27 protein-coding genes, 1 tRNA gene, 1 rRNA gene and 1 other annotated feature are annotated in these 25,851 nt (G+C 42.8%); all 29 genes read left to right on the forward strand.

All coding sequences use genetic code 11. The annotated features are described in order from the left end of the window. Nucleotides 1-126: ribosomal RNA gene (locus tag F9B85_RS06180) — 23S ribosomal RNA — on the forward strand; the annotation flags it as partial. 323 nt (nt 127-449) lie between these two features. After that, nucleotides 450-1,199: a 5-oxoprolinase subunit PxpB gene (pxpB, locus tag F9B85_RS06185; protein WP_207707059.1), complete on the forward strand. Its 750-nt coding sequence runs from the start codon at nt 450-452 to the stop codon at nt 1,197-1,199. Continuing rightward, the gene (locus tag F9B85_RS06190; RefSeq protein ID WP_151619527.1) at nt 1,189-2,319 is read left to right on the forward strand and encodes a 5-oxoprolinase subunit C family protein; all 1,131 of its coding nucleotides are present in this window, start codon (nt 1,189-1,191) and stop codon (nt 2,317-2,319) included. The genes pxpB and F9B85_RS06190 overlap by 11 nt, the downstream gene beginning before the upstream one ends. Nucleotides 2,320-2,346: 27 nt before the next feature. Next, nucleotides 2,347-3,105, forward strand: a complete 759-nt coding sequence (locus tag F9B85_RS06195; RefSeq protein ID WP_151619528.1) for a LamB/YcsF family protein — start codon at nt 2,347-2,349, stop codon at nt 3,103-3,105. A gap of 108 nt (nt 3,106-3,213) precedes the next feature. After that, nucleotides 3,214-3,705, forward strand: coding sequence for a hypothetical protein (locus F9B85_RS06200; protein WP_151619529.1), 492 nt, complete (start codon nt 3,214-3,216; stop codon nt 3,703-3,705). 280 nt (nt 3,706-3,985) lie between these two features. Further along, the gene (locus F9B85_RS06205; RefSeq protein ID WP_170270237.1) at nt 3,986-4,630 is read left to right on the forward strand and encodes a DUF3793 family protein; all 645 of its coding nucleotides are present in this window, start codon (nt 3,986-3,988) and stop codon (nt 4,628-4,630) included. 225 nt (nt 4,631-4,855) lie between these two features. Continuing rightward, entirely contained in the window at nt 4,856-5,752 is an 897-nt protein-coding gene (gene pdxS / locus F9B85_RS06210) for a pyridoxal 5'-phosphate synthase lyase subunit PdxS (protein WP_151619531.1), read from the forward strand. Between the two features lie 5 nt (nt 5,753-5,757). Further along, nucleotides 5,758-6,339, forward strand: coding sequence for a pyridoxal 5'-phosphate synthase glutaminase subunit PdxT (gene pdxT / locus F9B85_RS06215; RefSeq protein WP_151619532.1), 582 nt, complete (start codon nt 5,758-5,760; stop codon nt 6,337-6,339). Nucleotides 6,340-6,444: 105 nt separating this feature from the next. Further along, nucleotides 6,445-7,377: an alpha/beta fold hydrolase gene (locus F9B85_RS06220; RefSeq protein ID WP_151619533.1), complete on the forward strand. Its 933-nt coding sequence runs from the start codon at nt 6,445-6,447 to the stop codon at nt 7,375-7,377. Between the two features lie 55 nt (nt 7,378-7,432). Further along, nucleotides 7,433-7,637: a binding site (T-box leader), on the forward strand. A gap of 107 nt (nt 7,638-7,744) precedes the next feature. After that, nucleotides 7,745-8,908, forward strand: coding sequence for a pyridoxal-phosphate-dependent aminotransferase family protein (locus F9B85_RS06225; RefSeq protein ID WP_151619534.1), 1,164 nt, complete (start codon nt 7,745-7,747; stop codon nt 8,906-8,908). Nucleotides 8,909-8,912: 4 nt separating this feature from the next. Continuing rightward, nucleotides 8,913-10,493 (forward strand): phosphoglycerate dehydrogenase, encoded by a 1,581-nt coding sequence (serA, locus tag F9B85_RS06230; RefSeq protein ID WP_151619535.1) that lies wholly within the window; start codon nt 8,913-8,915, stop codon nt 10,491-10,493. 111 nt (nt 10,494-10,604) lie between these two features. Continuing rightward, on the forward strand, nt 10,605-11,879 hold the full coding sequence (serS, locus tag F9B85_RS06235) for a serine--tRNA ligase (RefSeq protein WP_151619536.1): 1,275 nt from the start codon (nt 10,605-10,607) through the stop codon (nt 11,877-11,879). 197 nt (nt 11,880-12,076) lie between these two features. Then, the gene (locus F9B85_RS06240) at nt 12,077-13,219 is read left to right on the forward strand and encodes a PAS domain-containing sensor histidine kinase (protein WP_170270238.1); all 1,143 of its coding nucleotides are present in this window, start codon (nt 12,077-12,079) and stop codon (nt 13,217-13,219) included. Nucleotides 13,220-13,360: 141 nt separating this feature from the next. Continuing rightward, a tRNA-Ser gene (locus tag F9B85_RS06245) sits at nt 13,361-13,450 on the forward strand. A gap of 230 nt (nt 13,451-13,680) precedes the next feature. Continuing rightward, nucleotides 13,681-14,037 (forward strand): hypothetical protein, encoded by a 357-nt coding sequence (locus F9B85_RS06250; protein ID WP_151619538.1) that lies wholly within the window; start codon nt 13,681-13,683, stop codon nt 14,035-14,037. Between the two features lie 151 nt (nt 14,038-14,188). After that, a complete protein-coding gene (locus tag F9B85_RS06255; RefSeq protein WP_151619539.1) occupies nt 14,189-14,608 on the forward strand; it encodes an Hpt domain-containing protein in 420 nt (139 codons plus the stop codon). 60 nt (nt 14,609-14,668) lie between these two features. Next, on the forward strand, nt 14,669-15,655 hold the full coding sequence (locus tag F9B85_RS06260) for a diguanylate cyclase domain-containing protein (RefSeq protein WP_151619540.1): 987 nt from the start codon (nt 14,669-14,671) through the stop codon (nt 15,653-15,655). Between the two features lie 233 nt (nt 15,656-15,888). Next, on the forward strand, nt 15,889-16,029 hold the full coding sequence (locus F9B85_RS14335; RefSeq protein ID WP_170270240.1) for a hypothetical protein: 141 nt from the start codon (nt 15,889-15,891) through the stop codon (nt 16,027-16,029). Nucleotides 16,030-16,253: 224 nt separating this feature from the next. Next, nucleotides 16,254-16,697 (forward strand): HutP family protein, encoded by a 444-nt coding sequence (locus F9B85_RS06265; RefSeq protein ID WP_151619541.1) that lies wholly within the window; start codon nt 16,254-16,256, stop codon nt 16,695-16,697. Between the two features lie 224 nt (nt 16,698-16,921). Continuing rightward, nucleotides 16,922-17,239, forward strand: a complete 318-nt coding sequence (locus F9B85_RS06270) for a P-II family nitrogen regulator (RefSeq protein ID WP_151619542.1) — start codon at nt 16,922-16,924, stop codon at nt 17,237-17,239. Nucleotide 17,240: 1 nt separating this feature from the next. After that, the gene (locus F9B85_RS06275) at nt 17,241-17,624 is read left to right on the forward strand and encodes a P-II family nitrogen regulator (protein ID WP_151619543.1); all 384 of its coding nucleotides are present in this window, start codon (nt 17,241-17,243) and stop codon (nt 17,622-17,624) included. Between the two features lie 31 nt (nt 17,625-17,655). Then, entirely contained in the window at nt 17,656-18,510 is an 855-nt protein-coding gene (gene nifH / locus F9B85_RS06280; RefSeq protein WP_151619544.1) for a nitrogenase iron protein, read from the forward strand. A 78-nt stretch (nt 18,511-18,588) separates the two neighbouring features. Further along, entirely contained in the window at nt 18,589-20,001 is a 1,413-nt protein-coding gene (gene nifD / locus F9B85_RS06285) for a nitrogenase molybdenum-iron protein alpha chain (RefSeq protein WP_170270306.1), read from the forward strand. Between the two features lie 3 nt (nt 20,002-20,004). After that, nucleotides 20,005-21,453 (forward strand): nitrogenase molybdenum-iron protein subunit beta, encoded by a 1,449-nt coding sequence (gene nifK / locus F9B85_RS06290; protein ID WP_151619546.1) that lies wholly within the window; start codon nt 20,005-20,007, stop codon nt 21,451-21,453. A gap of 149 nt (nt 21,454-21,602) precedes the next feature. Beyond that, complete coding sequence (nifE, locus tag F9B85_RS06295) at nt 21,603-22,961, forward strand: nitrogenase iron-molybdenum cofactor biosynthesis protein NifE (protein WP_151619547.1); 1,359 nt, start codon at nt 21,603-21,605, stop codon at nt 22,959-22,961. After that, nucleotides 22,958-24,247 carry a nitrogenase iron-molybdenum cofactor biosynthesis protein NifN gene (nifN, locus tag F9B85_RS06300; RefSeq protein WP_243138096.1) on the forward strand — a complete coding sequence of 430 codons (1,290 nt, stop codon included), beginning with the start codon at nt 22,958-22,960 and terminating at the stop codon, nt 24,245-24,247. Before nifE ends, nifN begins: the two co-directional genes overlap by 4 nt. 20 nt (nt 24,248-24,267) lie before the next feature. Then, entirely contained in the window at nt 24,268-24,651 is a 384-nt protein-coding gene (gene nifX, locus F9B85_RS06305; protein ID WP_151619548.1) for a nitrogen fixation protein NifX, read from the forward strand. Then, entirely contained in the window at nt 24,648-24,917 is a 270-nt protein-coding gene (gene fdxB / locus F9B85_RS06310; protein ID WP_151619549.1) for a ferredoxin III, nif-specific, read from the forward strand. Before nifX ends, fdxB begins: the two co-directional genes overlap by 4 nt. A 95-nt stretch (nt 24,918-25,012) precedes the next feature. Further along, nucleotides 25,013-25,849 carry a radical SAM protein gene (locus F9B85_RS06315; RefSeq protein ID WP_151619550.1) on the forward strand — a complete coding sequence of 279 codons (837 nt, stop codon included), beginning with the start codon at nt 25,013-25,015 and terminating at the stop codon, nt 25,847-25,849. Nucleotides 25,850-25,851: the final 2 nt, after the last annotated feature.

Here is a 25,851-nt window from a genome sequence, read left to right on the forward strand (position 1 = left end):
AAAGATGAGACTTCCCACTACGTAAGTAGGTAAGACCCCAGGAAGATGACCTGGTTGATCGGCTCGAGATGGAAGCGCTGTGAGGCGTGTAGTTGACGAGTACGAATCGGTCGAGGACTTAACCTACTCTATTACATCGCAATATTGTGCAGGAATTGTGTGGGGGTCAGACCCCAAGACAATTTCCAAACAATTGACAGGAAACTGTCTAACAATTCTCTGTGTAGTTTTCAGGGTGCAAACCTGCTAGAAACTTCTTTTACATGACTTTTTAGATTATGCTATAATTGAATTTAATAACCTAAAGAATCAAAAGACCTTACAGCTTAATAAGCGCTGTAAGGTCTTTTCTATCTGTAAGGTCTTTTTTTTATATAAACAGAGCATAACCATAAATAGCTATGAACAGCTGTTTATAGCCTTGGTATGACTGGCAAAAGGAAAGAAAAATGAGCTATAAAGAAGATAGTAAAGAAAAAGAAAAACCTAAAATAGTAGCTATGGGCGATAGTGCTTGGGTTGTACAATGGACAGAAAAAATATCACCACAAATCAACAGGGAAGTACAAAAAGCAGGAGAAAAAATAAAAAAACTAAATCCTCCTTGGCTAATTGAAGTTGTTCCAACCTTTGCTTCTCTCACTGTCTATTATGATTTTCTTGAGGTTGACAGTGAACATGTAAAAGTTTTTTTAGAAGAGCAGATAAAAAATCTTGGAAAAAGCCAAATAAAAGAAAGGCAAGAATGGATCATTCCTGTTTGTTACGGTGGTCTCTATGGACCTGAACTAAAGAATATAAGTAGAGAAAAAAAGCTTACAGTAGAAGAAGTTATAGAACTGCATAGTCAAAAGCTTTACACCGTTTATATGCTAGGCTTTATTCCAGGATTTTGCTATCTTGGAGATGTAGATGATGCTATCGCTTCACCTCGCCTAGCAGTTCCGCGCACTACAGTACCTGCAGGATCTGTAGGAATTGCAGGAAAGCAAACTGGTGTTTATCCCCTAAAGGCACCAGGCGGGTGGCAAATCATTGGACAGACGCCTGTCGAACTTTACAACCCAGAAAAAAAAGATCCTGTATCTATAAAAGCTGGAGACTTGGTCCGCTTTCAAGCTATATCAGAAGAGGATTTTATCAAGATGCTTAAAGATAAAAGTGGACCCTATAAGGTGAGTAAAAAAAATGACAATTGAAGTGCTACGAGCTGGAATTTTTACAACCATACAAGATAAAGGTCGCTACGGTTACCAAGGAGCAGGAATACCTGTAGCAGGTGCTATGGATCTTTTTGCTTTACAAGTGGCTAATCGACTTGTGGGTAATGATCTTAATAAAGGTGCTTTAGAAATGACCTTGCAAGGACCGACATTGAAATTTCACAAAACAACTATGATCGCCATAACTGGTGCTGATATGACAGCCACTATAGAAGGTAAACCTTTGCCGCAATGGGTTAATATCCCCATCCCAAAAGGAAGTATTATTAATTTTGGCCCTGTACAAAAAGGTTGCCGAACTTATCTTGCTATATCAAATGGTTTTAACTTACCTTCAAAAATGGGCAGTACATCAACTTATGTTCGAGGTGCTATTGGCGGCTTTCAAGGTAGAGCTCTAAAAAAAGGAGATATCCTGCCACTTCATGACTATAGTGATATTAAAGGAATAGGTCTTCGAGCTCTTGATCCAAGAGAGACACCACAGTATACATCTAATCTAGAAATTGAAGTAATTGAGGGACCACAAAAAGAATACTTTACTGACGAGGCTTGGCAAATATTTTTATCTCAACCATATAGCCTAACTACAGAAGCTAACCGAATGGGTTACCCCTTAGAACCTCTAAACCATAAAGCATTAACCAGAAAAATAAAAAAAGAAATGCTTTCAGATGCCACCGCCTTAGGTGCAATTCAAGTACCGCCTCATGGAAAACCTATCATATTGATGGCCGATCGCCAAACCACAGGTGGCTATCCTAAGATAGCTACTGTTATTTCTGCACATATGACTAGATTAGCCCAAGCTCAACCTCAACCTAACCATATAATTACCTTCATCAAAAGTGACCTAAAAAGAGCTCATCAATTAGCACGAGAACAGCAGAAAGTAATTGAAGAAAAAATATTAACTGGTGAAAAAGGCAAAAATGCTTGGCTAGAACAAGCTTTATTACAACGAGGACAAGTAAAGGCACAATTTAAGCAAATAAAAGATTCTGTGGAAGATATTTATGAAGTTTCTTGGACAAAAGAAAGAGTCATATCTAAGGAAGCTGTCTCTTATCCAGAACAATTTATATTCATGAATTAAGCAAAAGAAAGGATGAGCAAAAAGCATATGCAGATTGATTTAAACTGCGATCTAGGAGAAAGCTATGGCATCTACAAAATAGGCTCTGATCAAGCTATGATGCCACTCGTATCATCAGTCAACATTGCTTGTGGTTTTCACGGTGGTGACCCTAACACAATGGCCGAAACTGTTGAAATAGCTCTACAGTACGGCAAAGCTATGGGAGCTCATCCTGGCTATCAGGATCTCAATGGTTTTGGAAGACGTAATATGGATATAAAAGCAACGGAAGTATCGAATCTGATCACCTATCAAGTAGGGGCCTTAGAAGCATTTGTACGTTCTGCTGGTGGTAAATTGCGTCATGTAAAGCCCCATGGAGCTTTATACAATCAGGCGGCTGTAGACTTTACACTAGCTGATGCTATTGTCAGAGCAATCAAAAAGTTAAATCCTCAACTAATTCTTTACGGTCTTTCGGGTTCTGAACTTTGCAAAGCAGGAAAACAACAGGGCCTAAAAGTAGTGCAAGAAGCTTTTATCGATCGAAGATATAAGGAAGACGGTACTTTAACACCGAGAGATCACGATCAAGCAGTCATTCATGATCCAGAAGAAGCGCTACAACAGGCACTTTCCATTATCGAAAACAAAGCAGTACAAACTATAGAAGGGATCTGGATTCCTTTAGAAGCCGAAAGCTTATGTCTTCATGGCGACAATATAAAAGCTGTAGATCTAGCAGAATTTTTGCATAGAAAATTATTAGAAAAAAATATTATGATTTTGCCTCCTTCTATATAAGGTAGGCTTTTTTTATGACAAAAAACTCTGAGCCAAGCACCTTTAAGCTTTATTAGGAATACATTACCACTGAAATGAAACCCAAGTCTTGGTAAGGAGTGAAGTACATTGGATTGGTGGATGACACCTGCGTACCGTCCTATGATGTGTGATCACTTACGGAACATGATTGGTGAAACCATGCGTGCTGAAGTGAGACATCCAGGAGGTATGCGCACCTACACAGGTCGCCTAGTCTCAGTTGGTGACGATTTTATTGAATTAGAAATGGATGATGTGGCAGACGATAGACCTAGGGCTTATGATGTAGAAGCATCAGCAGTAGAAAGTGAGCCAGAGCAGATTTATCCAATGGAATCAGGAGAATATGATGATACAACCGGTTCTGTTGGGCAAATGGGACTAACCCCTTTAGATGAAAGATCTTATGGCTCTGTTGAATCATACGGTCAAGAAGATACAGTAGAAGGTCAACAATTTTATGGCGCTGGTCCCTTTTCACGTCTTCTCGTACCTCTAGCTTTGTTATCAACACTTTATACTTTTCCACGTCGCCGCCCTTATCCACGTCCACGTCGTCCTCGCCGCTATTACTGGTAAGAAAAAAAGTAAAAAAATAATAAAAAAATAATGTAATTGAGCACACCGCTTTAACGCCTTTTATGGCCAAAGGCGGTGTTTTTATTATTTGTATAGTTAAACAGTTAAACATTAGGCTTACCAAATAATTCATTAAATCGAATCCTGATAGGTTGTATAACTTTTCCTTGCTTGCAGAATCCTGAAAAAAAGTTTGTTGACAAGAAGAAAGGATCGACATACAATAAAAATGAAAGTGATATTCAATATCAACAAAATTCACAGTGAGGAGGTAGGCGAGATGGCTCCTACTGTTATAAATTGGAGAGAAAGCCTCCGTGATAAAAAATCAGCACAAGCAAGATTTGAAAAGTGGCTATTTGTGAATCTATCTAAAGTATTAATAGGAGGAAAAACAGGTGAATTGATTCGGTTCAAAGCACCTTTTTTTCAAAAAACTTTAGCGGAAACTTTGCGAGACGGACAGAGCTTAGCTGACCAATGGGGAATACAAATGATGGTGCTTAGACAATGTAACAACTGCGCTCACGTCATTTTTTACAGTGAAGATCGTTTAGAAGAAGCTTTAGAAGAAGCAAGAAAAACACCTCTACTAGAGAGACTTAATTATCATGCAGACATTAAGGGGAAAAATTTTTTAGAACAATTAAGTTTAAAATGGCAGATAGAAGGTACTATTCCTCACGAGATTGGAATTGCTGCTGGCTATCCACTTAAAGATATTCTTGGTTTTATGGGTCTTCTATCTTTGCCGCTAAAAAAAGTATGTGGTTGGCAGATTTACGGTGATGTAGAAACTTCGATGAAAATAAAAACACGATATGATCAAGCTCAGAAGCTGGCTATGGATTACCTAGGTGTAGATCACTCTGTTTTTCAGCGAGATGAATTTTGCAATCATGAAGGAACGTGCTTACCACAATAAAGAAATAGATCAATAAAATATATATTGAGGACAAAAAATAGAAGAGCCTTCAACTAGAAGGCTCTTTTTATAATACCTTGACAGACCTTGTTACCTTATGAAGGTTAGTGTAGAATATCTAGGTAGTCGTGGATAGACTATTATGTAAAGTATCATAAGGGCATCCCCGGGCGCGGGAGGCCAGATGGGAGCCCAAACACTCGCACGGGGAGGAAGGAATAAAAAATGACAAACTCACAAGCTGAAAAAGGAACTTGGACTGTAAAGAAAGGTCTCGCTGACATGTTAAAAGGTGGCGTGATCATGGATGTAACGACACCAGAACAAGCAAAAATCGCTGAAGAAGCAGGCGCTTGCGCTGTTATGGCTTTAGAAAGAGTACCTGCCGATATACGTGCCGCTGGTGGCGTTGCTCGTATGGCAGATCCTACTGTTGTATTGCGTATTATGGATGCAGTAACTATTCCAGTTATGGCTAAAGCACGTATTGGTCATTTTGTAGAAGCACAAGTGTTGGAGTCACTAGGTGCAGACTACATTGACGAATCTGAAGTGCTCACACCTGCTGATGATCTCTTCCATATCAACAAAAACGACTTCAAAGTTCCTTTTGTTTGTGGAGCTCGTAACCTTGGAGAAGCACTGCGTCGTATTGGCGAAGGCGCCGCTATGATCAGAACTAAAGGTGAACCTGGTACAGGCAATGTGGTCGAAGCTGTTCGCCACGCACGTCAAGTACTCAGTGATATTCGCAAGCTCGTTAACATGCCAGAAGAAGAAATGATGTCTTTTGCTAGAGACATTGGTGCACCTTTCGAGCTCGTACGTCAAGTAGCCAAAGAAGGTAAACTGCCTGTAGTAAACTTTGCTGCTGGTGGTATTGCTACTCCTGCTGATGCCGCACTCATGATGCAAATCGGTGTAGACGGTGTCTTCGTTGGATCTGGTATTTTCAAATCAGGTGACCCTGTACGTCGCGCCAAAGCCATTGTAGCGGCTACAACGCACTACAATGATCCTAAAGTGATTGCTGAAGTTTCTAGAGACTTAGGCGAGCCTATGGTTGGTATTGAGATTCCAACTATTCCTGCTGAACAACGGATGCAAGAGCGAGGCTGGTAAAAGCCATGAAGGTAAAAATTGGCGTATTAGCCATGCAAGGTGCATTTGTAGACCATGAAAAAGCTCTACAAATGCTCGATTGCGAAACGATGCAAATTCGTACTGTTGAACAGTTAAATCAAGTTCAAGGCTTAATCATTCCTGGTGGTGAAAGTACTACTATTGGCAAACTAATGGATCAATTTGGATTGATCGACGCAATTCAAGAACGATCTAGTCAAGGCATGCCGATCTGGGGAACTTGTGCCGGAATGATTCTATTAGCCAAAGAAATTGAAGCTTCTGATCAGTTAAGACTTGGACTAATGGATATAAAAGTTCGACGCAATGCTTTTGGCCGTCAAGTAGACTCTTTTGAAGTACCTCTTGATATGAAAGAAATTGGCGACGAACCTTTTCCAGCAGTCTTTATCAGAGCACCTTATATCTCAGAAAAAAATGATCAAGTAAAAGTACTAGCTACTCATGAAGAAAAAACGGTTGCTGTCCGTCAGGGACATTTACTAGCCGCCGCTTTTCACCCTGAGTTAACGGACGATAGTCGCATGCACCAGTACTTTCTTGACATGGTACAGCGAAGTCTGTAAAATTCTGAGAAAGGTCATAGTTTTTCAATAATTACGATATCATTGTTGTGACAGCTTTCCAGTCTAAAGACAAGAGCAAATGTGTCGACTTGGTGGTGGGAACTTATGGGCATATATAGAGGAAATGGTGTAGAGCTATATTACGAACTCCATGGATCTCATGATGGCCCTGTCCTTGTTTTTACGCATGGAGCAGGATGGGATCATGAGCAATGGACTCCGCAGATCGAAGAATTTTCTAAGGACTTTCGTGTCCTGGTCTGGGATGTTCGCAGTCATGGTCGATCTTCTTGCTCTATCGAACCACTAGATGGGAAAGTCTTTAGCCAAGATCTAATCAACTTGTTAGATCATCTAGAGATCGACAAAGCTATATTAATAGGCTGTTCTATGGGTGGTCATATTTCATTACGCACAGCTGTAGAGCGGCCTGACAAAGTAGCGGCTGTTGTTGCTATGGGAACGCCTGTGACTAGTGCTTTCAACTGGCACAATCGGTTAAATCGCTGTGTCAAAGAACGATGCCTTCGCAAACTGACCATGGAATTTATCGATATGTCACTCCAATCTTTTTCCTTTTTTGCTTATGGCTTATCGATGCGTCTGCTCTCTATGGATACGCTGGCCAAAATGCATGCTAAAGGTTTAAGTATCATTAGTCCTCAATTGAGGGAATACTTTTACCGAGTAACAGTAAAGCATGAGAAAGAACAATGGATTCGTATTTTTAATGCTGTATCGCGCATGGAACTACTCGAAGATCTTCCTAAGGTCTCCTGTCCCACCATGGTGATCGAAGGAGATGCTGAGTGGATGATGCGCAGACAACATCGCTTTATATGCGATTGTATAGAAGGAACAGTTCATCGCCTAGTGAGCAGTGCAGGTCATGCGGCTAATCTAGATAATCCAGAGAAAGTTAACTACTTTCTTCGGGAATTCTTTACGCACTGTGCTTTTTCACCGACAGACAAGGCTGATGAGTGCCCTGTAACAGATACTTTACCAAGAGTAAACTGGCGTACCTGTCAGACTTAGATAGGTCTTGCCAAGCATATAAAGCTATGGTAGAATTCACACAAATCTAAAAATTTTAGTAGTGATGAAGGGGAAAAGTAATCAGGTCAAGGGTACAGAAAGTTGGCGGTTATGATGCGAGCCAAACCTGTAACTGATGAATTTCCGCCCTGGATGCTGACGATGACGAATCGTCCGGTCATGTCCGTTACGCATGGATGAGTGGACTTTCGAGAGGAAGTCAAGCAGGGTGGTAACGCGGGTAGCCTCTCGTCCCTGACCAAAGTGTCAGTGACGGGAGGTTTTTATGTTTCAGCCCATATTGTATACAAAGACTGTATACAATGTATTCAGGACCGCTGGATATCCTAAGGAGGAGAAAAGACGTATGTATGAAAAAGAATACCTCATGTTACCGGGGCCTACTCCTGTACCGCCTCGCGTATTGAGGGCCTTATCGGAGCCTCTAATCAACCACAGAGGTCCTTCCTTCAAAAAGTTAATTGAAGATGTGACAGAAGGCATCAGGTATGTCTACCAGACAAAACATGATGTGCTTATCCTCCCTGCTTCCGGCACAGGTGGTATGGAAGCCTCTATTGTTAACTTCCTTTCACCAGGTGATAAAGTTTTAGCACTCTCCATCGGCGCTTTTGGCGATCGCTATGCAACAATTGCTAAAAACTACGGTTGTATCGTTGATAAAGTAGATTTTGAATGGGGAACGGCTATTGACTTAGACGTAGTCAAAGCACAGCTTGATGCTGACGTCAATCAAGAATATAAAGCTATTTTAGTAACCCACAATGAAACATCAACAGGCGTTTGCAACGATTTGGAAGGTCTCGGTAATATTCGAGGCGATCACCCTGCCTTACTGCTCGTTGACTCTGTATCTGGTCTAGGTGTAATGGATGTAAGACCTGATGAGTGGGGTCTAGATGTAGTAGTAACAGCGGCACAAAAAGGCTTCATGATACCTCCAGGTCTCGCCTTCATCTCTGTTAGTCCTAAAGCTTGGGAAGCTTATGCAGAATCGAAAGCTCCTAAGTTTTACTGGGATCTCGGTTCAGCTAAGAAATTCTTAGAAAAAGGCCAGACACCAGTAACACCAGCTCTTCCTCAATATACAGGCCTTCGTGAAGCTCTTAAGATTTTCCAAGAAAAAGGCATGGATTACATGTTTGCCAAACAGTTATATCTTCGTGATATGACTCGTGCGGCAGTTAAAGCATTAGGTCTCAAGCCACTAGCTGAAGATGCCATCTCCTCTGCCGCAGTTACAGCAGTCTGGGCACCAGATGGTATTGAAGCTAAAGCTATCAATAAAAAAATGCGCGAAGAGTACAATGTCGTTCTTGCCGGTGGACAAAAGCAACTAGAGAACAAAATCTTCCGCATCGGTCACCTCGGTTATGTACAGCACCTGGACATTCTTGCTACCATCGGAGCCTTAGAAATGTGCCTCCAAGAGCTCGGTTATCCTGTAGTACTTGGTCAAGGTACAAAAGCTGTTCAAGAAGTCATCATGTCTAGAAAGGGGATCATTTAATTATATGCGCGTACTTGTTTGCGATCCAATTTCACAGCTAGGAATCGACGTTTTTCAAGCTGCAGGCAACATTGAAGTCGATGTCAAACTTAAGCAGACTGAAGACGAAATAGTCAACATAGTAGCAGATTACGAAGCGATTATCGTTCGTTCAGAAACAAAAATCACCAAAAAAATCATTGAAGCGGCCGACAAATTGAAAGTAATCGGTCGAGCTGGCGTCGGTGTAGACAACATTGACGTAGAAGCGGCCACACAAAAAGGTGTAGTTGTTGTCAATGCACCAGAAGGCAACACTATTGCGGCGGCAGAACTAACGATCGGTCACATCGTCGCTTTGGCCCGTAACATTGCACCAGCTAATGATGCCCTCAAAGGTGGAGCTTGGGCGCGTAGCAAATACACCGGCATGGAATTAAAAGGTAAAAAACTGGGCATCCTTGGAATGGGTAAGATCGGTTCGGAAGTAGCCAAAAGAGCAAGAGCTTTTGATATGATCGTTTATGCCTATGACCCCTATGTTTCGGAAGAACGTGCTCGTAACATTGGCGTACAAGTTAAAGATCTTGATACAGTCATTCGAGAATCAGACATCATCTCCATTCATATGCCCAAAACAAAAGACACTTATCGTCTTCTAAATGCCGAAAAAATTGCCATGATGAAAGACGGTGTCTATCTCGTTAACTGTGCTCGCGGCGGTATTATTGATGAAGAAGCGCTATACGAAGCATTAGTATCAGGAAAAGTAGCTAAAGCTGGTCTTGATGTCTTTGAAAAAGAACCAATGACAGAAAGCCCTCTTTTTGGCTTAGAGAATGTTCTCGTAACACCACACCTTGGCGCTTCCACCAAAGAAGCACAAGTGAACGTAGCTGTAGACGTAGCCCATGATATAGTTAGAGTACTTCGTGGCGAAGCTGTCAGTGCGGCAGTTAACATTCCAGCAGTAAAGCCTGAATTGATGGATATCTTCAGACCTTATCTTGACTTGGTAGAAAGACTAGGTCGTTTCTTAGGTCAAGTTACAGCAGGTAGCGTTGAGAAAATCACCATTGCTTATGCTGGAGATTTAGCTCAATACAATGTGAACCCACTTACTACAACCATCTTAAAAGGACTATTACGTCCTACCTTACAAGATGCTGTAAACTATGTAAATGCACCTTTTGTAGCCAAAGCTAGAGGCATCAAAGTTACAGAAACGAAGACTGTCGACATGGACGACTACGCCAACCTTATTACTGTTGAAGTAGTTACTAGCCAGGGATCGAAAAAAGTTTCTGGTACAATCATGCAGAAAGAACCTCGTTTTGTACGCATCGACGACTTTAGTCTAGACATGGCACCAATCGGCCATATGCTCGTAATGCCTCACATTGATAAGCCTCGCATCATTGGTAGAACAGGTACTATCATTGGAGAGCATAACGTGAACATTGCAGGTATGCACTTAGGTCGTAAAGAGCTAGGTGGACCAGCTATCGCGATCTTAAACATCGATGGCAACGTTCCCGAAGAAGCTGTTAGTGAGCTCAAAAAGATTGATGGCGTCCAAGACGTAAAGTACGTCAATCTAAAATAACTTATTATCTACATCACTATTTACAGGGGTGCTTAGGCACCCCTGATTGCTACCCTACGATGGGTCGATCTACCTTTTAACCCTTATTGTGAAAGGGGGCCCCACTCTCCATTGCTCGATCTAAAATACGTACGTTCCCATCCTGAAACTGTTCAAGAGGCACTGAACCGAAGAGGAACTGATCTATCACTAGAGGGCTTTTTGGACTTGGACAAGCAACGTCGCACAATGCTTGTAGAAGTAGAAGCACTGAAAGCGAAGCGCAATCAGGTATCAGAAGAAATTGCTCGCAAGAAAAAAGCAAAAGAAGATGCCGAAGAGATGATTCTGGCCATGCGCCAGGTCGGTGACCAAATCAAAGAACTGGACGAAAAAGTTAATTCCATTGAAGAGGAAATGAAAAAAACCCTCTACTTCATCCCCAATATTCCTCATGGCTCTGTTCCAACAGGTACATCAGAAGCAGAAAACGTTACTGTAAGAACTTGGGGAACACCTAGAAGCTTTGATTTTCCCGTGCAAGCTCACTGGGATTTAGGTGAAGCACTGAATATCCTAGACTTTCAGCGAGGTGCCAAAATAACAGGAGCTCGTTTTACAGTTTACAAAGGTTTAGGTGCACGGCTAGAGCGGTCTTTGATTAGCTTTATGCTCGATCAGCACAATAAGGAAGGTTATGAAGAAATCCTTCCACCTGTAATTGTTAACAAGCAATCCATGTTAGGGACAGGCCAACTTCCCAAATTTGAAGAAGATATGTTTCATCTAGAGAATACGGACTACTACTTAATTCCAACAGCAGAAGTACCCGTTACAAATCTCTATATGAATGATATTCTCAGCATGGAACAGCTACCTATACATCATTGTGCCTACTCAGCCTGTTTCCGAGCCGAAGCTGGTGCCGCAGGTCGTGACACAAGAGGATTAATTCGTCAGCACCAATTTAACAAAGTAGAGTTAGTTAAGTTTACAGCACCTGATAGCTCTTACGAAGAACTAGAAAAACTGACGCAGAATGCAGAGAAAATTCTACAGCTTTTACAACTCCCCTACCGCGTAGTTTCACTCTGCACTGGCGATCTTGGTTTTTCTGCCGCAAAAACCTATGATATAGAAGTCTGGCTTCCAGGCTATGAAACTTATCGAGAAATATCTTCTTGCTCTAACTTCGAAGACTTCCAAGCACGGAGAGCTAACATTCGTTTTCGTGCCACACCCAAAAGCAAGCCCGAATATGTTCATACCTTAAATGGTTCAGGTCTTGCTATTGGACGCACAGTCGCCGCAATTTTAGAAAACTATCAGCAAGCGGATGGATCTATTGTGATTCCAGAAGTATTGCGTCCTTATATGGGTGTCGACAAAATCAGTCTCGCAAAATAATATAAAAAAAAGAGCCAGCTACATGCCTACAGGCATGGCTCTTTTTTTTATAGAGCAGGAAAAGTTAACATAAACAGAGAAGTTATATTTAAAATATATCATATAAATAGAAGAGTCATATCCTATTACTGATGAATAAAATAGATATCTGTAAGACAAGAAGAAAGATTTCAAAGCATTCAACGAGGTGTGATGAAATGAAGGATGAGACTAAAAACGATAGTACCAAAAAGCACGTACCTTTTGAACTTTTCAAACACAGCCAAAAACGTTTTTACTCTGTAATAGAGAAAATACCTGTTGGCGTTTGTATTACTAACGAAAAAGGTTTTTTCGAATACGTGAATTCTGCTTATTGCAAGATTTACGGATACGAAAAAGAGGAGCTTTTATGGAAGCACTTTACTATCGTTGTGCCCGAAGAGCGGCAGTCCTTATTAAATGAGCTTCATGACAAGTTTCTTACGTTAGGAAGCGAAGTGCGCAATGAATGGCAAGTAAGGCGCAAAAACGGAGAACTAATAACCATCTTAGCCGATGCCACTTTGTACACAGATATTGACAATCGTCCTCGCAAAGCAACTTTTGTGATCGATATTACAGAACGCAAAGAAATGGAAGAGAACTTACGAATTGCCAAGGAAGCGGCGGAGAAAGCGAGTCGTTTCAAGTCAACTTTTATCTCTTTTATGAGTCACGAGTTGCGTACACCTCTTAATGCTATCTTAGGCTATGCCCAAATGATGGAAGAAGATGCCGAGAGTGAAGAACAAAAAAGAAATAGCCAAGAGATTGTAAAAGCAGGCTGGCACTTACTTGAATTGATTAATGATATTCTTGATCTAGCCAGCATTGAATCAGGTAAAATCGATCTTAATCAAGAAAAAGTTATTTTAGATAATATCGTTATGGAAAGCATACAGCTCATCTTACCAATGGCTGATAAGCGAGGCCTTAAAATTCATTATCTTGACCCTAATTGCATAGAAATAATAGTTGACCCTATTCGTCTCAAACAAGCACTAGTTAATTTTCTATCTAATGCTGTCAAATATAATAAAGAAGAGGGCACTATAACCATACAGTGTAAACAAAAAGAGAAAACAGTTTGGATTGCTGTTAGTGATACAGGAATTGGTATTGAAGAAAAGGAAAAAGAAAATATCTTTGATTCTTTTTATCGTCTTAGTACAAAAAATACCCATATAGAAGGAACAGGCATAGGTTTATCTATTGTAAAATCTCTCGTAGAAACGATGGGTGGTACAGTTGGTGTGGAAAGTAAATTAGGCGAGGGAAGTACCTTTTGGATTGAAATACCAAGAATTCCAGAATGCTAAAAGCTTTGGTAGGAAGATGAATCATTGCCATTGAAATCAGAAAAAAGGGCTAGATAAAGACTTGCAAAGAACAATTGATTGTATTATAATTATCAAGTCTTAGCGAGATAGAGTAGTCTAGTAGCTCTCGCTATTTATTCTGGAGAGGTGTCCGAGCGGTTGAAGGAGGCGGTCTTGAAAACCGTTGAGCCTTTGCGGGTTCCGTGGGTTCGAATCCCACCCTCTCCGCCACTTAAAAACCTTGAACTAGCAGGGTTTTTTGACTGAAAAATAGAACTGAGCAATCACATAATATACGTAGAATATTAACAAACCGTTGGTCATAAAAAGGCTGTAAAATACCTTTTTAAGTCCAACGGTTTTTTGCTTTTCTATTGAATTACCTCACCTCATCCTGATAAAAAGTTATAACAAGGATATGTAAGAAAGTGAAGAAAAAAGAGACTTAATGAGCTCACGGAGTGAAGACAGCATGGGTAACACAGATGGCACTGTACGGGGACATAGCCAGTCCCTTCGGTTTAGGAATTAAAACAGAAGAGCCATCCAATAGTAAGTTGCAAATCGAAATAGCGCCTAGTTTAGAAATAACTATTCAAAGTGCTCATGGTATAAAATGGAAGGATGTACAAGGCTACGAGATTATCCAAGTATCTCGACAAGGAAAAACAACAAGCACCCATCTAAATAATCAAGAATTCGATCTTCTTACAACTACTAAGCAAGAAGAAACAGAACTTGCTAATGATCAAATAGCACCAGAACTACACGAGCAGAGCAATCAAGAAAGAACCTTAGAAGAAATAGCACACTTCTAAGGTTCTTTCGACTATTTATACATGGAACATAAAAAAGCACCTTATCATATTAAGAGCAGGATTTTCCTGACCCTAAGAGAAATATCTAAATACCTAATAAAAAGAACTTTTGGATAGTCTCGAAAAGGTTTCAAAAAGATGGTGAGAATAAATGACTGACAAGAACAAATTGCCAATCAAGGCCATAGATTTGCAGGTCTTGTTAAAAATCGTAGATGATATGGATGAAGAAAGCGCTACTCACCTACTCTTACGCTTATTTGAAATTTACTTACAAGAAACACCTCGCAGAATCAACAGCATGAAAGAAGCGATCAAGCACTCAGATAAAGATCAATTAAGAAACTCAGCTCATGTTCTGAAATCGAGCAGTGCCATGTTAGGAGCAATTGAAGCATCCACTTACAGTTCGGAACTAGAAAAAATAGGACGAAACGTTGGTTCTACAGAAAAGGCAACAGAGTTACTCTTACTACTAGAAAAAGAGTGCGAACAAGTCATGGCAGAACTAAGAGCATTGATGCATAAAAATTCAAATGTCCTTTACAGCATAGAGCAAAGAAAAGATTAAAAAAACTAGAGAAAAATAGATATGAGGCTTCGAAGGATATAGGGGAAGGGGAATGCTCTAATGCAAAAAACAGAGAATGCAATCCTCATTATCGATGACGCTGAAGATATTCGATTTTTATTACAAGAACTATTAAAACGCGAAAACTACAAAACTATAGTAGTCCACTCTGCACAAGAAGGGATCTCCATATTGGAAGAAAAGGCTCAGAAAATTAATTTAATACTAATGGACGTGCTTATGCCTGATATGAACGGCATAGAAGCATGTCAAAAGATTAAGTCTCAACGGAAATGGCGAGATATACCTGTCATCATGGTGACGGCCCTTAACGATATGGAGGAACTAGACCGTGCTTTTTCTGTTGGCGCTATTGATTACATTACCAAGCCTATCAAGAAACGAGAACTTCTAGCACGCATACGCTCAGCTTTAGCCTTAAAAAAAGAAATGGATCAACGAAAAGCCCGTGAAATAGAGCTTTTATCTGTCAACGGTTTATTAGAAGATGCAGTAGAAAAGCTAAAGTCACTCTCTTCCCTTGACGGTTTAACAGAACTACCAAACCGGCGCAGATTTGACGAATATCTTGAAAAAGAATGGAAAAGAGCTGTTCGTAACGGTACAAAGATATCGCTTATTATGTTAGATATCGATTATTTTAAAGCTTATAATGACAGCAAAGGACATTTATCTGGTGATGAATGCCTTAAAAAAATAGCTCATGCCCTAAAGCAAACAGTACAGCGCTCCGCAGATCTAGTCTGTCGTTATGGCGGAGAAGAATTTGCCGTCATCTTACCAGAAACAGAATTAGCCGGTGCTGAACAACTAGCCGAAAAAATGCGAAAACATATCGAGCATTTGCAAATCGAGCACAGCTCATCACCGCTAGGAGAAGTAGTTACAATTAGCGTAGGAGTAGCAACCGAGAAACCAGAAACATACCTTACCTGGGAAGAACTAATCTTTCGGGCTGACCAAGCTTTATATAAAGCAAAGGGAGCAGGGCGCAACACAGTGATTACTGCTACTGAAATCAATTAGTCTTGATGAGCTTTTTTTTATTTGGGGAAAGCTAAGTCAACCTAGCGCGTCTGAAGGAGGGAGAGGCTATAGAACTACTAGGACAGATCTTATCACTACTCATTGTCTTAGCCACTGTCTTTTGGCTCTTACTATTTACCACAGATCGATCTTCAAGAGTTATTTTAGCGTTTTCCTGCGGTTTCCTCCTCGCTCTCGGGACGACGGAACCTTATATCTACCAGCTTTGGGGCATGCAAATCATTGCACCTCTCTTTGCTGGATGGGCTGTTGCTTATGCTTGGATTTTTCCTAAAACCATCTTCTTTGGAGCGTTATTCTACTATCTTACCGTAGCCATAGAAAAAAGCATTGAAGGGCAGAGAGATAAATAATTTGAAAATGTAAGAGAAAAAGAGATAATAGCCATAAGATGGCATAAAATCCACAATAATCAACCCATATTGCCTTATTGGGGAAGTGACCGCAAGGGCACCCATGATGTATCGTAAGAGCATAACAAGTGAGACAAATGAGCTAGATGGCAAAGACGCCATCTTGAAGCGAAAGGTGCTTCAAGATGGCGTTTTTTTATATTTGCGCAGAGGGAGGGAGAAGCATGGTGGAGCACCAGCGCGAGATCAACAAAATACCCTCTATAGAGCGCGCGGCCTTGATTCTAGCCATGACAGAGACAAGAGATAAAGAAAAGAAACTGAGACACCACTACGTTGAAAGATACGGCTTCTCCTGTGTAGTAACAGAAGTTGGCGGTATCGTAACAACACTACAGAACACGGGAAAGCTAGTTAACTCTGTTTTAGCCGCCGCAATTAATGGTAAAGTCATTGAGAACATACCAGAGCAAATTAACGCTCTACTTCATGCCACCTCAAATGCTTGCAAATGTGTTTGCATGGATTCAACACACAATGCAAGCTTAGCCTTAAAAATAAGCGTAATCTCCGATGGTCGGTGGGTTGCAGTAGCTATCTTCGGAAAGCTTTCGCAACATCACATGACGGAGCACCTTCGAGTAGGCATGGGCTATATGCACTTATAAGTAAAAGGGACTCTTAGATGGCAATGCTGCCATCACGCCTTTACGAAAGAAAGCCTTCGTAAAAAGTGTGAACAACAGCAGTGTGCGTTCTGGGGAGTCCTTTTTTTAGTACCTTGGAAAGGGGGTGATGCCCAGTAAAACTATCCCAGACGTCGGACTCGTCAGAAGAACGAGCAAGTTCACTCAAAAAAATGATGAGAGATTAAAAGGAGGAGTAGGGTCTTATGAAAATGATTCGTGCAATCATCAGGCCTGAACGGGCAGAAGCAGTAGCTGAGGCACTTTCAGAAGAGGGTCTGAACTCTCTCACGAAAATGCACGTCTTCGGACGGGGTAAGACAAAAGGCATGCGCATCGGAGACGTTGTTTATGATGAGTTCCCCAAAGTATTGCTACTCATGGTCGTTGAAGACGAGGTAGTCGAGAAAGCAGTTGACACCATCGTCAAAACATCTAAGACAGGCGCCATGGGCGACGGCAAAATCTTTGTCACTTCCGTTGACGAGGCTTACACCGTAAGAACGGGGGAAAGGGGGCTCTAGTATGAAGGAAATAACTGCTTTCATCAGGCGCCACCAGGTACCTGCAACAAAGAAGGCTTTAGAAGAAGCCGGTTTTGCCGCTCTAACCATACAGAGTGTTGAGGGTCGCGGTAAGCAAAAAGGAATCGGCGGCTGGGCCGCTGAGGTAGACCCCGAGCTCAACACTTTAGAAGCAACCATGCAAGCGATGGAACCGGAAATAAAATGGATTCCCAAAAGAATGATTTCCCTTATCGTACAAGACGACCAAGTTGCAAGCGCCGTTGATGCGATTATTGTAGCTAACAAAACAGGTCACATCGGAGACGGTAAGATTTTCGTATCAACCATAGAAGAAGCTCTTCGTGTACGGACAGAAGAAAAAGGTGCTGCAGCAGTCAGCTAAGGACTAAGAAGGACATAAAGGAGGATTGGCCATGCGTCAAATAGCCATTTACGGAAAAGGTGGAATTGGTAAATCCACTACAACCCAAAACACGGTTTCTGCATTGGCAGAGATGGGTAAGAAAGTGATGATCGTCGGTTGTGACCCCAAGGCAGATTCGACGAGGCTAATCCTTAACGCTAAAGCTCAGGCAACGGTTATGGATCTCGCTCGTGAAAAAGGTACTGTCGAAGACCTAGAGCTAGAAGATGTATTGCTCACTGGTTACGCCGACATTCGCTGTGCTGAATCTGGCGGTCCTGAACCTGGTGTAGGTTGTGCCGGTCGTGGTGTTATCACCGCCATTAACTTCCTCGAAGAAAACGGTGCTTACACACCTGACTTAGACTACGTTTTCTATGACGTCTTAGGCGACGTTGTTTGCGGTGGCTTTGCTATGCCAATTCGTGAAAACAAAGCCCAAGAAATCTATATCGTTACCTCCGGTGAAATGATGGCCATGTACGCGGCCAACAACATCGCCAAAGGTATCTTAAAGTATGCAACTTCCGGCAAAGTTCGCTTAGCAGGTCTCATCTGTAACAGCCGCAAAACAGATAAAGAATATGAACTTATCGATGAGCTCGCCAAACGTCTAGGCACTCAGATGATTCACTTTATTCCTCGTGACAATCAGGTTCAAAGAGCGGAACTTCGTCGTCAAACAGTCATTGAGTACTCGGCAGATCACCCACAAGCTGATGAGTACAGAGCATTGGCTAAGAAAATCGACGAAAACAAAAACCTGGTTATCCCAACGCCACTTACTGTCGACGAGCTCGAAGAACTACTTCTTGCTTACGGCATCTTAGAAGACGAAGAAACAGCGGCAGCCAAATTGGCTTAAGGCTAAGAAAAGCCTAAGTAATTTTTATAGAGAAATGGGGTGTGGCCTGTGAGTGAACAACCAAAAGTCAGTCGGGAGATGGTCGATGATGTACTATCGGCTTACCCGGAAAAAGCAAAAAAAATGAGGGCCAAACACATTGTCGTCAAGGATGAAGGCTGCACCACCTGTGCGATAAAGTCTAACTCCAAGTCGATTCCCGGTGTTATGACAGCCCGCGGTTGCGCTTATGCCGGATCAAAAGGTGTTGTCTTTGGTCCAGTAAAAGATATGATTCATATCTCCCATGGTCCAGTTGGTTGCGGTTACTATTCCTGGTCCACCCGACGGAACCTGGCTACTGGTGAAAGAGGGGTCGACAACTTCGTCCCCTTCCAATTCACCTCTGATTTCACCGAAAATGACATCGTCTATGGCGGTGACAAAAAGCTAGAAACACTAATCAGAGAGATCAAAGAACTTTTCCCTAAAGTGAAAGGTATCTCCATTCAGTCAGAGTGTCCAGTCGGTTTGATCGGTGACGACATTGAATCGGTCGCAAGAAAGATGAGCAAAGAGTTTGACATGCCTGTCGTACCTGTGCGCTGTGAAGGCTTCCGTGGGATTAGCCAATCTTTAGGTCACCACATTGCCAACGACGCCATCCGCGACCACATGATCGGAAAAGTAGAAAGAAAAGATGTCGGTCCCTACGATATCGCCTTAATTGGTGACTACAACATCGGTGGTGACGCTTGGGCATCGAAAAAAATTCTAGAAGAAATGGGCCTCAACGTAACAAACATCTGGACTGGTGACGGTACAGCAGAAATGTTACAAACAGCCCATCAAGTTAAGATGAACCTAATTCACTGCTACCGCAGTATGAACTATATCTGCAAACACCTCGAAGAAGAGTACGGCATCCCTTGGATGGAGTTTAACTTCTTTGGACCATCTAAAATCGAAGAGTCCATCCTAGCAATTGCTGAACGCTTCGACGAAAAGATTATGAAAAACGCCAGAGCCGTTATAGCTAAGTACAAACCAGAGATGGAAAAAGTAGTTGAACAATACCGTCCACGCTTAGAAGGCAAGAAAGTTATGCTCTACGTCGGTGGTTTAAGACCTCGACACATCATTGGAGCATACGAAGACTTAGGCATGGAAGTTATCGGCACAGGCTATGAATTTGCCCACAAAGATGACTACGAACGTACAATTCCAGAGATGGGCAACGCCACAGTCATTTACGATGACGTAACAGCCTACGAATTCGAAGAATTCGTCAAACGCCTCAAGCCAGACTTGATTGGTTCAGGTATCAAAGAAAAATATGTCTTTGAGAAAATGGCCGTACCTTTCCGTCAGATGCATTCTTGGGATTATTCCGGTCCCTACCACGGATACGATGGCTTCCCCATCTTTGCTCGTGACATGGATATGGCTATCAACAGTCCAACCTGGGCTTTATCGAAAGCGCCCTGGAAAAAAAGTGCAAAGGAGGTGTAGCCCATGAGCATTGAATCCGCTTGCTGTAACAACAGCTGTGATAACAATACTATTTCCGAATGGATAAAATCGGATGAGTACAAAGAGAAAAACTTTAGCCGCGAAGCATTGACGATTAACCCCGCCAAAGCTTGCCAGCCTCTAGGCGCGATGCTCTGTGCCCTTGGCATTGAAGGCTGCCTTCCCTTTGTACATGGCTCTCAAGGTTGTGCCGCTTACTTCCGTAACAACTTGAGCCGCCACCTCCGCGAACCCGTACCAACTGTCTCTGACTCCATGACTGAAGATGCCGCCGTATTTGGTGGGCAAGCCAACATGATTGATGGTCTGAAAAATGCCCATGCCCTTTACCATCCAGCCATGATGGCAGTTTTCACCACCTGCATGGCCGAAGTTATCGGTGATGACCTAAAAGCCTTCATCACTAATGCCCGCAGCCAAGGTGCTATACCTGAAGACTTTCCCATCGCATTTGCCCACACGCCTAGCTTCGTAGGCTCTCATATTACAGGCTGGGATAACATGTTCAAAGGATTACTTCAATCCTTAGCAGATCCTCGCCACGGTAAATGGACAAACGGACGCCTCTATATCGTACCTGGCTTTGATGCCTATCCAGCTAACTTACGTGAATATCGTCGTCTCGTAAACGCCATGGGCATACCAGTAACCATTCTTCCTGATGCTAGTGAACCCATGGATGCTCCTCACACAGGAGAATATGAACTTTATCCAGGCGGCACGCCCATGTCCGAACTTGCTGATGCCTTGAACGCTTCTGGCTTCATCTTCATGCAGAAGTATTCAACGCTCAACAGCTTCAAGTTCGTTAAGAATGTTCAGAAGATCAACACTGAAGTCGTCACTATGCCTATTGGCATTAAGAACACAGATAACTTCTTGATGGCGCTCACCGAAATGACAGGAAAAGCCATCCCAGCTGAGCTTGAAAGAGAGCGCGGTCGTGCAGTTGACGCCGCTACTGACGCTCATCAATATATTCACGGTCGCCGCTTTGCCCTCTTTGGCGATCCTGACTTGCTCCTTGGTGTTACAGGATTCTTGCTCGAAATGGGTGGTATCCCTGTACACATCGTCTGTACCAACGGCAATGCCAAATTCCAGAAAGAAATGCAAGCACTCTTAGCAACCAGTCCTTTTGGAACAGAAGGCAAAGTTTACATTGGTAAAGACCTCTGGCACTTACACTCTCTCCTCATGACAGAGCCTGTTGACATGCTCATTGGAGATTCCCACGGCAAATACTTGGCCAAAGATGCCGGCATCCCCTTGGCCCGCGTAGGATTCCCACTTACAGACCGTGTCAACTTACACCGCTCTCCAATCGTTGGCTACCAAGGTGCTATCAACTTAATCAGCTTGATTGCCAACACCTTCATTGAAGAGCTAGATAGAACTTGCCCTGACGAAAGATTCGAACTGCTCCGCTAAAAAAGCCACTCACTCATCATTTCGATACAGGGACCTTACTCGACCTCGCTGTTTCTCCCTATAAGGGAACCCGGCACCCTCATAAGGAGAACAGCGGGTCACCCGGTCCCCCAACCATAAAGAGTAGAAGAGAAAAAGGGGGGATACCGATGTTTGTCAATTTATCAAAACTACATCTCAAAGAAGAATGTCCCCTAGAAGACAAAGGGGCACCAAAGCTTTGCATGAAAGCACTGCCTGGCGAAGGAGCTGAAAGAAGCTGTGCCTTCGACGGAGCTAGAGTGGTACTAATGCCTATTACTGATGCGGCTCACATCGTTCATGGTCCCATAGCTTGTGCCGGAAACTCTTGGGACAACAGAGGTGCTCGTTCTTCCGGTCCTCAGCTCTATCGTCGAGGACTTACGACAGACCTGAACGAGATGGACGTCGTTTACGGTGGTGAGAAAAAACTCACCCAGGCCATCATTGAAGTTGCTTATACACACCAACCCAAAGCCATCTTCGTCTATGCTACCTGCGTATCGGCGCTCATCGGTGATGACATTGATGTAGCTTGTCAAGAAGCGCAAAAAGAAGTTTCCGTACCCGTAATTGCCGTCAATGCTCCCGGTTTTATGGGCGACAAAAATATTGGTAACCGAGTATCGGGAGAAGTACTGCTCCAACAAATTATCGGAAAAGAAGAGCCTGAAGAAGACCACCCCTTCGCCATCAACTTTATTGGTGAATACAACATCGCTGGAGACTTATGGGGGATATTACCTTCCTTAGATGCGCTAGGCATCAAACTTCTCTCTTCTATCAGCGGCGACGCTCGCTTTGATGATATTAAAAAAGCTCATCGAGCTAAACTTAACGTCTTAGTTTGTTCCAAAAGCTTAACCAACCTAGTCAAAAAAATGGAAGACAAATGGGGGATGCCTTACATAGAAGGATCTTTCTATGGCATCCACGACACCAGCGCAACATTAAGAGCTATTGCCCAAAAGCTAGGAGACCAAGACCTTATCGAAAGAACAGAACAGCATATTCAAGAACAGGAAGAAAAGACTCGTCAACTGATTGATAGATACAAGCAAAAACTTGCCGGAAAACAAGCCGTTTTATTTACAGGCGGCGTCAAAACCTGGTCTATGGTTACAACTTTGAAAGAATTGGGTATTGAAGTTCTTGCCGGTGGGACACAGAACTCTACGCCAGAAGACTTCCTGCGCATGAAAGCCCTCATGAATCCAGAAGCAGATATCATTGAGGACACCAGCGCCGCTGGCTTTTTAACACTTATTGCAGAGAAAAAGCCTGACTTAATCGTCGCTGGCGGAAAAACCAAATATCTGGCCCATAAGACAAGAACACCCTTTTTAGATATTAATCACGGCCGTAGCTTGCCCTATGCAGGTTACCGAGGCATGGTCACTTTTGCAGAAGCCGTTCACCGTACCGTATTCAGCCCCGTCTGGGAAAAGCTCCGTCAATCTTTTCCACCAGGAGGTGAAGCAAGGTGAAAGCTCCGATCAAGATAAAACAGCGCCATTATAGTGGCAATCCCCAGAAAAACAGTCCTGCACTCGGTGCCACCATCGCCTACATGGGCGTTGACGGCCTGCTAGCACTTTTGCACGGCTCACAAGGTTGCTCCACCTTTATAAGGTTACAACTCTCCCGTCACTTCAAAGAGCCTATTCCGCTAAACTCCACCGCTCTTTTGGAAGATACAGCCATCTTCGGTGGTTGGGATCATCTTAAGAAAGGCATTGCCAAAGGGGCCGATAAATTTAAGCCAAGAATTATTGGCGTCATGAGCTCTGGTCTAACGGAAACATTTGGTGATGACATGGTCAGTGCTTTATCTGCCATGAGACAAGAAAGAACAGACCTAGCTAAACTACCGGTTGTACTAACACGAACAGCCGACTATGTAGGCTCACTGCAGGAAGGCTACCAGCTAGCAACTTTATCACTACTTAATACCTTGTCTGTACAAAAAGTACCAGAAGAAGCCCAGACAGTCGCACTTTTCCCAGGAGCTCACTTCAGTCCAGCCGATGTAGAAGAACTGAAAGAAATCTTAGCACTCTTCGGCTTAAAAGCCTTAGTATTGCCAGATATCTCAACATCTCTAGACGGTCACTCTGAATTAGAGCCAGCCCCTGTAGTCCAAGGTGGCATTACACTAGAAGAGATTCAATTGATTCCAAGCGCTGTAGCCGCATTCTCTTTTGGCAAGAGCATGAATGTTGTCGGTGAAAAGCTGAAAGAAATGCACGGAATCGAGCACTTCAATATTACAACCCTAACAGGAATAGAAGCAGTTGATTCTTTCTACCTCAAACTTTCGCAAATATCTGGCAAAGCCATACCAACACAGCTTCTTCGTCAGCGCAGTCGTCTTCTAGACACCTTAGCAGACTATCACGATCAACTAGCTGAAAAGCGAGTCTCTGTTGCTTTAGAATCAGATCACCTTCTCGCCCTGACTTCCTGCCTGACAGAAGTAGGTTCTCATATCAACATAGCCTTATCAGCTACACCATTGCCAGAAAAGCACATTCCAGAAGGTCTCCCCTTTGCCGTCGGAGACTTAGAACACCTCGAAGAAAGAGCGGCTGGCAGTCACTTGATTATTGCTAACTCTAATGCACGTCAAGTAGCCGGTCCTTGGAAAATACCACACCTGCGAGCAGGTTTGCCTGTATTTGATCGGGCTGGTGTTCCTCAGAAAGTGTGGATTGGTTATCGAGGAACGCAACGATTCATTTTTGATGTTCTGAACACCATGACGACTCATTAACGAGTGGAGGTGTACTTAATATGCGCGTAGCATTTGCATCGAGCAACCTAAAAAGCGTAGATGCCCACTTTGGCCTGGCAGAATCTTTCATCATCTATGATGTAACAGCCGACAAGATAGAGCAACTTGGTGTAACCGTTTGCCCTCCAGGAGAGGCTGGCGATGAAGACAAAGTGGAAAGCAAACTTAACCTGATCAAAGACTGTTCAGTCGTCTATTGCACACAAATCGGTGGCCCTGCCGCCGCCAGACTAGTACAAAAAAGTATTCACCCTCTTAAAGTACCTGAAGGAAGACCAATCCAAGAGGAACTAGAGCGTCTGCAGATTTTACTAGCTACCAACCCACCACCTTGGTTAGCCAAAAAAATGAAGAAAGAGCAGAAGGAGGCCTCAGCTCAATGAGCAAGTACGTAACAGGTTTAACTTATGGAGGCCAAGAATGGACCCCAAAATTTGTTCAAGAAATAGACCCCATGAAATGCATGGGCTGTGGGCGATGTGTAAAAGTTTGTGCCCAAGAATCCTTAGGAATTGAAATGTTTGAAGATGAAGATGACATGCAACGTATGGTTGCCATTATCTCCAATAAAGACGCTTGCTCAGGCTGTCAGGCTTGTGGCCGTGTCTGTGTCAAGCGCTGTCATACCTTTGAGCCAAAGTTAGCATAGAGCTTTGCGTTGTAATTAGTTTGCTTAGAAAAATTTTCTACCTAAAAAATTACAGATTTAATTTATAGATTTGACTAGAAAGAGAGGTGAAAAACATGGGATGTCAAGGTGGATCCTGTGATTCGAAAAAAAATCAATCCTTAGAGAATCATCCCTGTTTTTCCCCTCAGGGGCATGGAAAAACAGGTCGAATCCACTTACCAGTAGCACCGGGTTGTAATATTTCCTGTGGTTACTGTGTACGCAAGTTCGACTGTGCCAATGAATCTAGACCAGGTGTAACGAGCCGAGTTATCAATCCAGAACAAGCGCTTTGGCGTGTAGAAAAAGCACTATCTGGTCCTCTCGGAGATGCTCTAGCCGTGGTAGGTATTGCAGGGCCCGGAGAGCCTTTAGCTAATCCCCATACTTATGAGACTCTGCGGCTAGTAAAAGAAAAATATCCCCATATGATGCTCTGTGTTAGTTCTAATGGCCTCTTGCTATCAGAAAAAGTAGAAGAACTAAAAGAAATCGGCATTAGCCATATAACAGTAACGCTTAACAGCTTGCGTGCTGAAACGGGAGAGCAAATCTACCCTTACGTCTTCTGGCAAGGTAAGAAATTAACAGGTCAAGAAGGAGCAGGTCTGCTCATCGAAAAGCAACTACAAGGCATCGAAGAAGCCTCCAAATTAGGCTTGCTCGTCAAAGTAAATACCGTTGTCATACCTGGTATCAATGACGGACAAATAGAGGAAATTGCATTAAAAGTAAAAAGTCTAGGAGCGGCCGTACTTAACTTAATGCCCCTCATTAATCAAGGAATTTTTGCCGACTTAGAACCACCGTCGGTGCTGGAAATGACCAAACATCGTCACAAAGTGTCAGCAATTTTACCGCAAATTGCGCACTGTCGCCAGTGTAGAGCCGATGCCATAGGACTTATCTAAGA

The sequence above is a fragment of the Heliorestis acidaminivorans genome (genome assembly GCF_008933955.1).
Taxonomy (GTDB): Bacteria; Bacillota; Desulfitobacteriia; order Heliobacteriales; family Heliobacteriaceae; genus Heliorestis; species Heliorestis acidaminivorans.

What these genes read in the sequence shown, in the direction of transcription:
- pxpB (WP_207707059.1), top strand. Translation starts at nt 450, where the DNA reads ATGAGCTATAAAGAAGATAGTAAAGAAAAAGAAAAACCTAAAATAGTA.
- F9B85_RS06190 (WP_151619527.1), top strand. Translation starts at nt 1,189, where the DNA reads ATGACAATTGAAGTGCTACGAGCTGGAATTTTTACAACCATACAAGAT.
- F9B85_RS06195 (WP_151619528.1), top strand. Translation starts at nt 2,347, where the DNA reads ATGCAGATTGATTTAAACTGCGATCTAGGAGAAAGCTATGGCATCTAC.
- F9B85_RS06205 (WP_170270237.1), top strand. Translation starts at nt 3,986, where the DNA reads ATGGCTCCTACTGTTATAAATTGGAGAGAAAGCCTCCGTGATAAAAAA.
- pdxS (WP_151619531.1), top strand. Translation starts at nt 4,856, where the DNA reads ATGACAAACTCACAAGCTGAAAAAGGAACTTGGACTGTAAAGAAAGGT.
- pdxT (WP_151619532.1), top strand. Translation starts at nt 5,758, where the DNA reads ATGAAGGTAAAAATTGGCGTATTAGCCATGCAAGGTGCATTTGTAGAC.
- F9B85_RS06220 (WP_151619533.1), top strand. Translation starts at nt 6,445, where the DNA reads ATGGGCATATATAGAGGAAATGGTGTAGAGCTATATTACGAACTCCAT.
- F9B85_RS06225 (WP_151619534.1), top strand. Translation starts at nt 7,745, where the DNA reads ATGTATGAAAAAGAATACCTCATGTTACCGGGGCCTACTCCTGTACCG.
- serA (WP_151619535.1), top strand. Translation starts at nt 8,913, where the DNA reads ATGCGCGTACTTGTTTGCGATCCAATTTCACAGCTAGGAATCGACGTT.
- F9B85_RS06240 (WP_170270238.1), top strand. Translation starts at nt 12,077, where the DNA reads ATGAAGGATGAGACTAAAAACGATAGTACCAAAAAGCACGTACCTTTT.
- F9B85_RS06255 (WP_151619539.1), top strand. Translation starts at nt 14,189, where the DNA reads ATGACTGACAAGAACAAATTGCCAATCAAGGCCATAGATTTGCAGGTC.
- F9B85_RS06260 (WP_151619540.1), top strand. Translation starts at nt 14,669, where the DNA reads ATGCAAAAAACAGAGAATGCAATCCTCATTATCGATGACGCTGAAGAT.
- F9B85_RS14335 (WP_170270240.1), top strand. Translation starts at nt 15,889, where the DNA reads ATGCAAATCATTGCACCTCTCTTTGCTGGATGGGCTGTTGCTTATGCT.
- F9B85_RS06265 (WP_151619541.1), top strand. Translation starts at nt 16,254, where the DNA reads ATGGTGGAGCACCAGCGCGAGATCAACAAAATACCCTCTATAGAGCGC.
- F9B85_RS06270 (WP_151619542.1), top strand. Translation starts at nt 16,922, where the DNA reads ATGAAAATGATTCGTGCAATCATCAGGCCTGAACGGGCAGAAGCAGTA.
- F9B85_RS06275 (WP_151619543.1), top strand. Translation starts at nt 17,241, where the DNA reads ATGAAGGAAATAACTGCTTTCATCAGGCGCCACCAGGTACCTGCAACA.
- nifH (WP_151619544.1), top strand. Translation starts at nt 17,656, where the DNA reads ATGCGTCAAATAGCCATTTACGGAAAAGGTGGAATTGGTAAATCCACT.
- nifD (WP_170270306.1), top strand. Translation starts at nt 18,589, where the DNA reads ATGGTCGATGATGTACTATCGGCTTACCCGGAAAAAGCAAAAAAAATG.
- nifK (WP_151619546.1), top strand. Translation starts at nt 20,005, where the DNA reads ATGAGCATTGAATCCGCTTGCTGTAACAACAGCTGTGATAACAATACT.
- nifE (WP_151619547.1), top strand. Translation starts at nt 21,603, where the DNA reads ATGTTTGTCAATTTATCAAAACTACATCTCAAAGAAGAATGTCCCCTA.
- nifX (WP_151619548.1), top strand. Translation starts at nt 24,268, where the DNA reads ATGCGCGTAGCATTTGCATCGAGCAACCTAAAAAGCGTAGATGCCCAC.
- fdxB (WP_151619549.1), top strand. Translation starts at nt 24,648, where the DNA reads ATGAGCAAGTACGTAACAGGTTTAACTTATGGAGGCCAAGAATGGACC.
- F9B85_RS06315 (WP_151619550.1), top strand. Translation starts at nt 25,013, where the DNA reads ATGGGATGTCAAGGTGGATCCTGTGATTCGAAAAAAAATCAATCCTTA.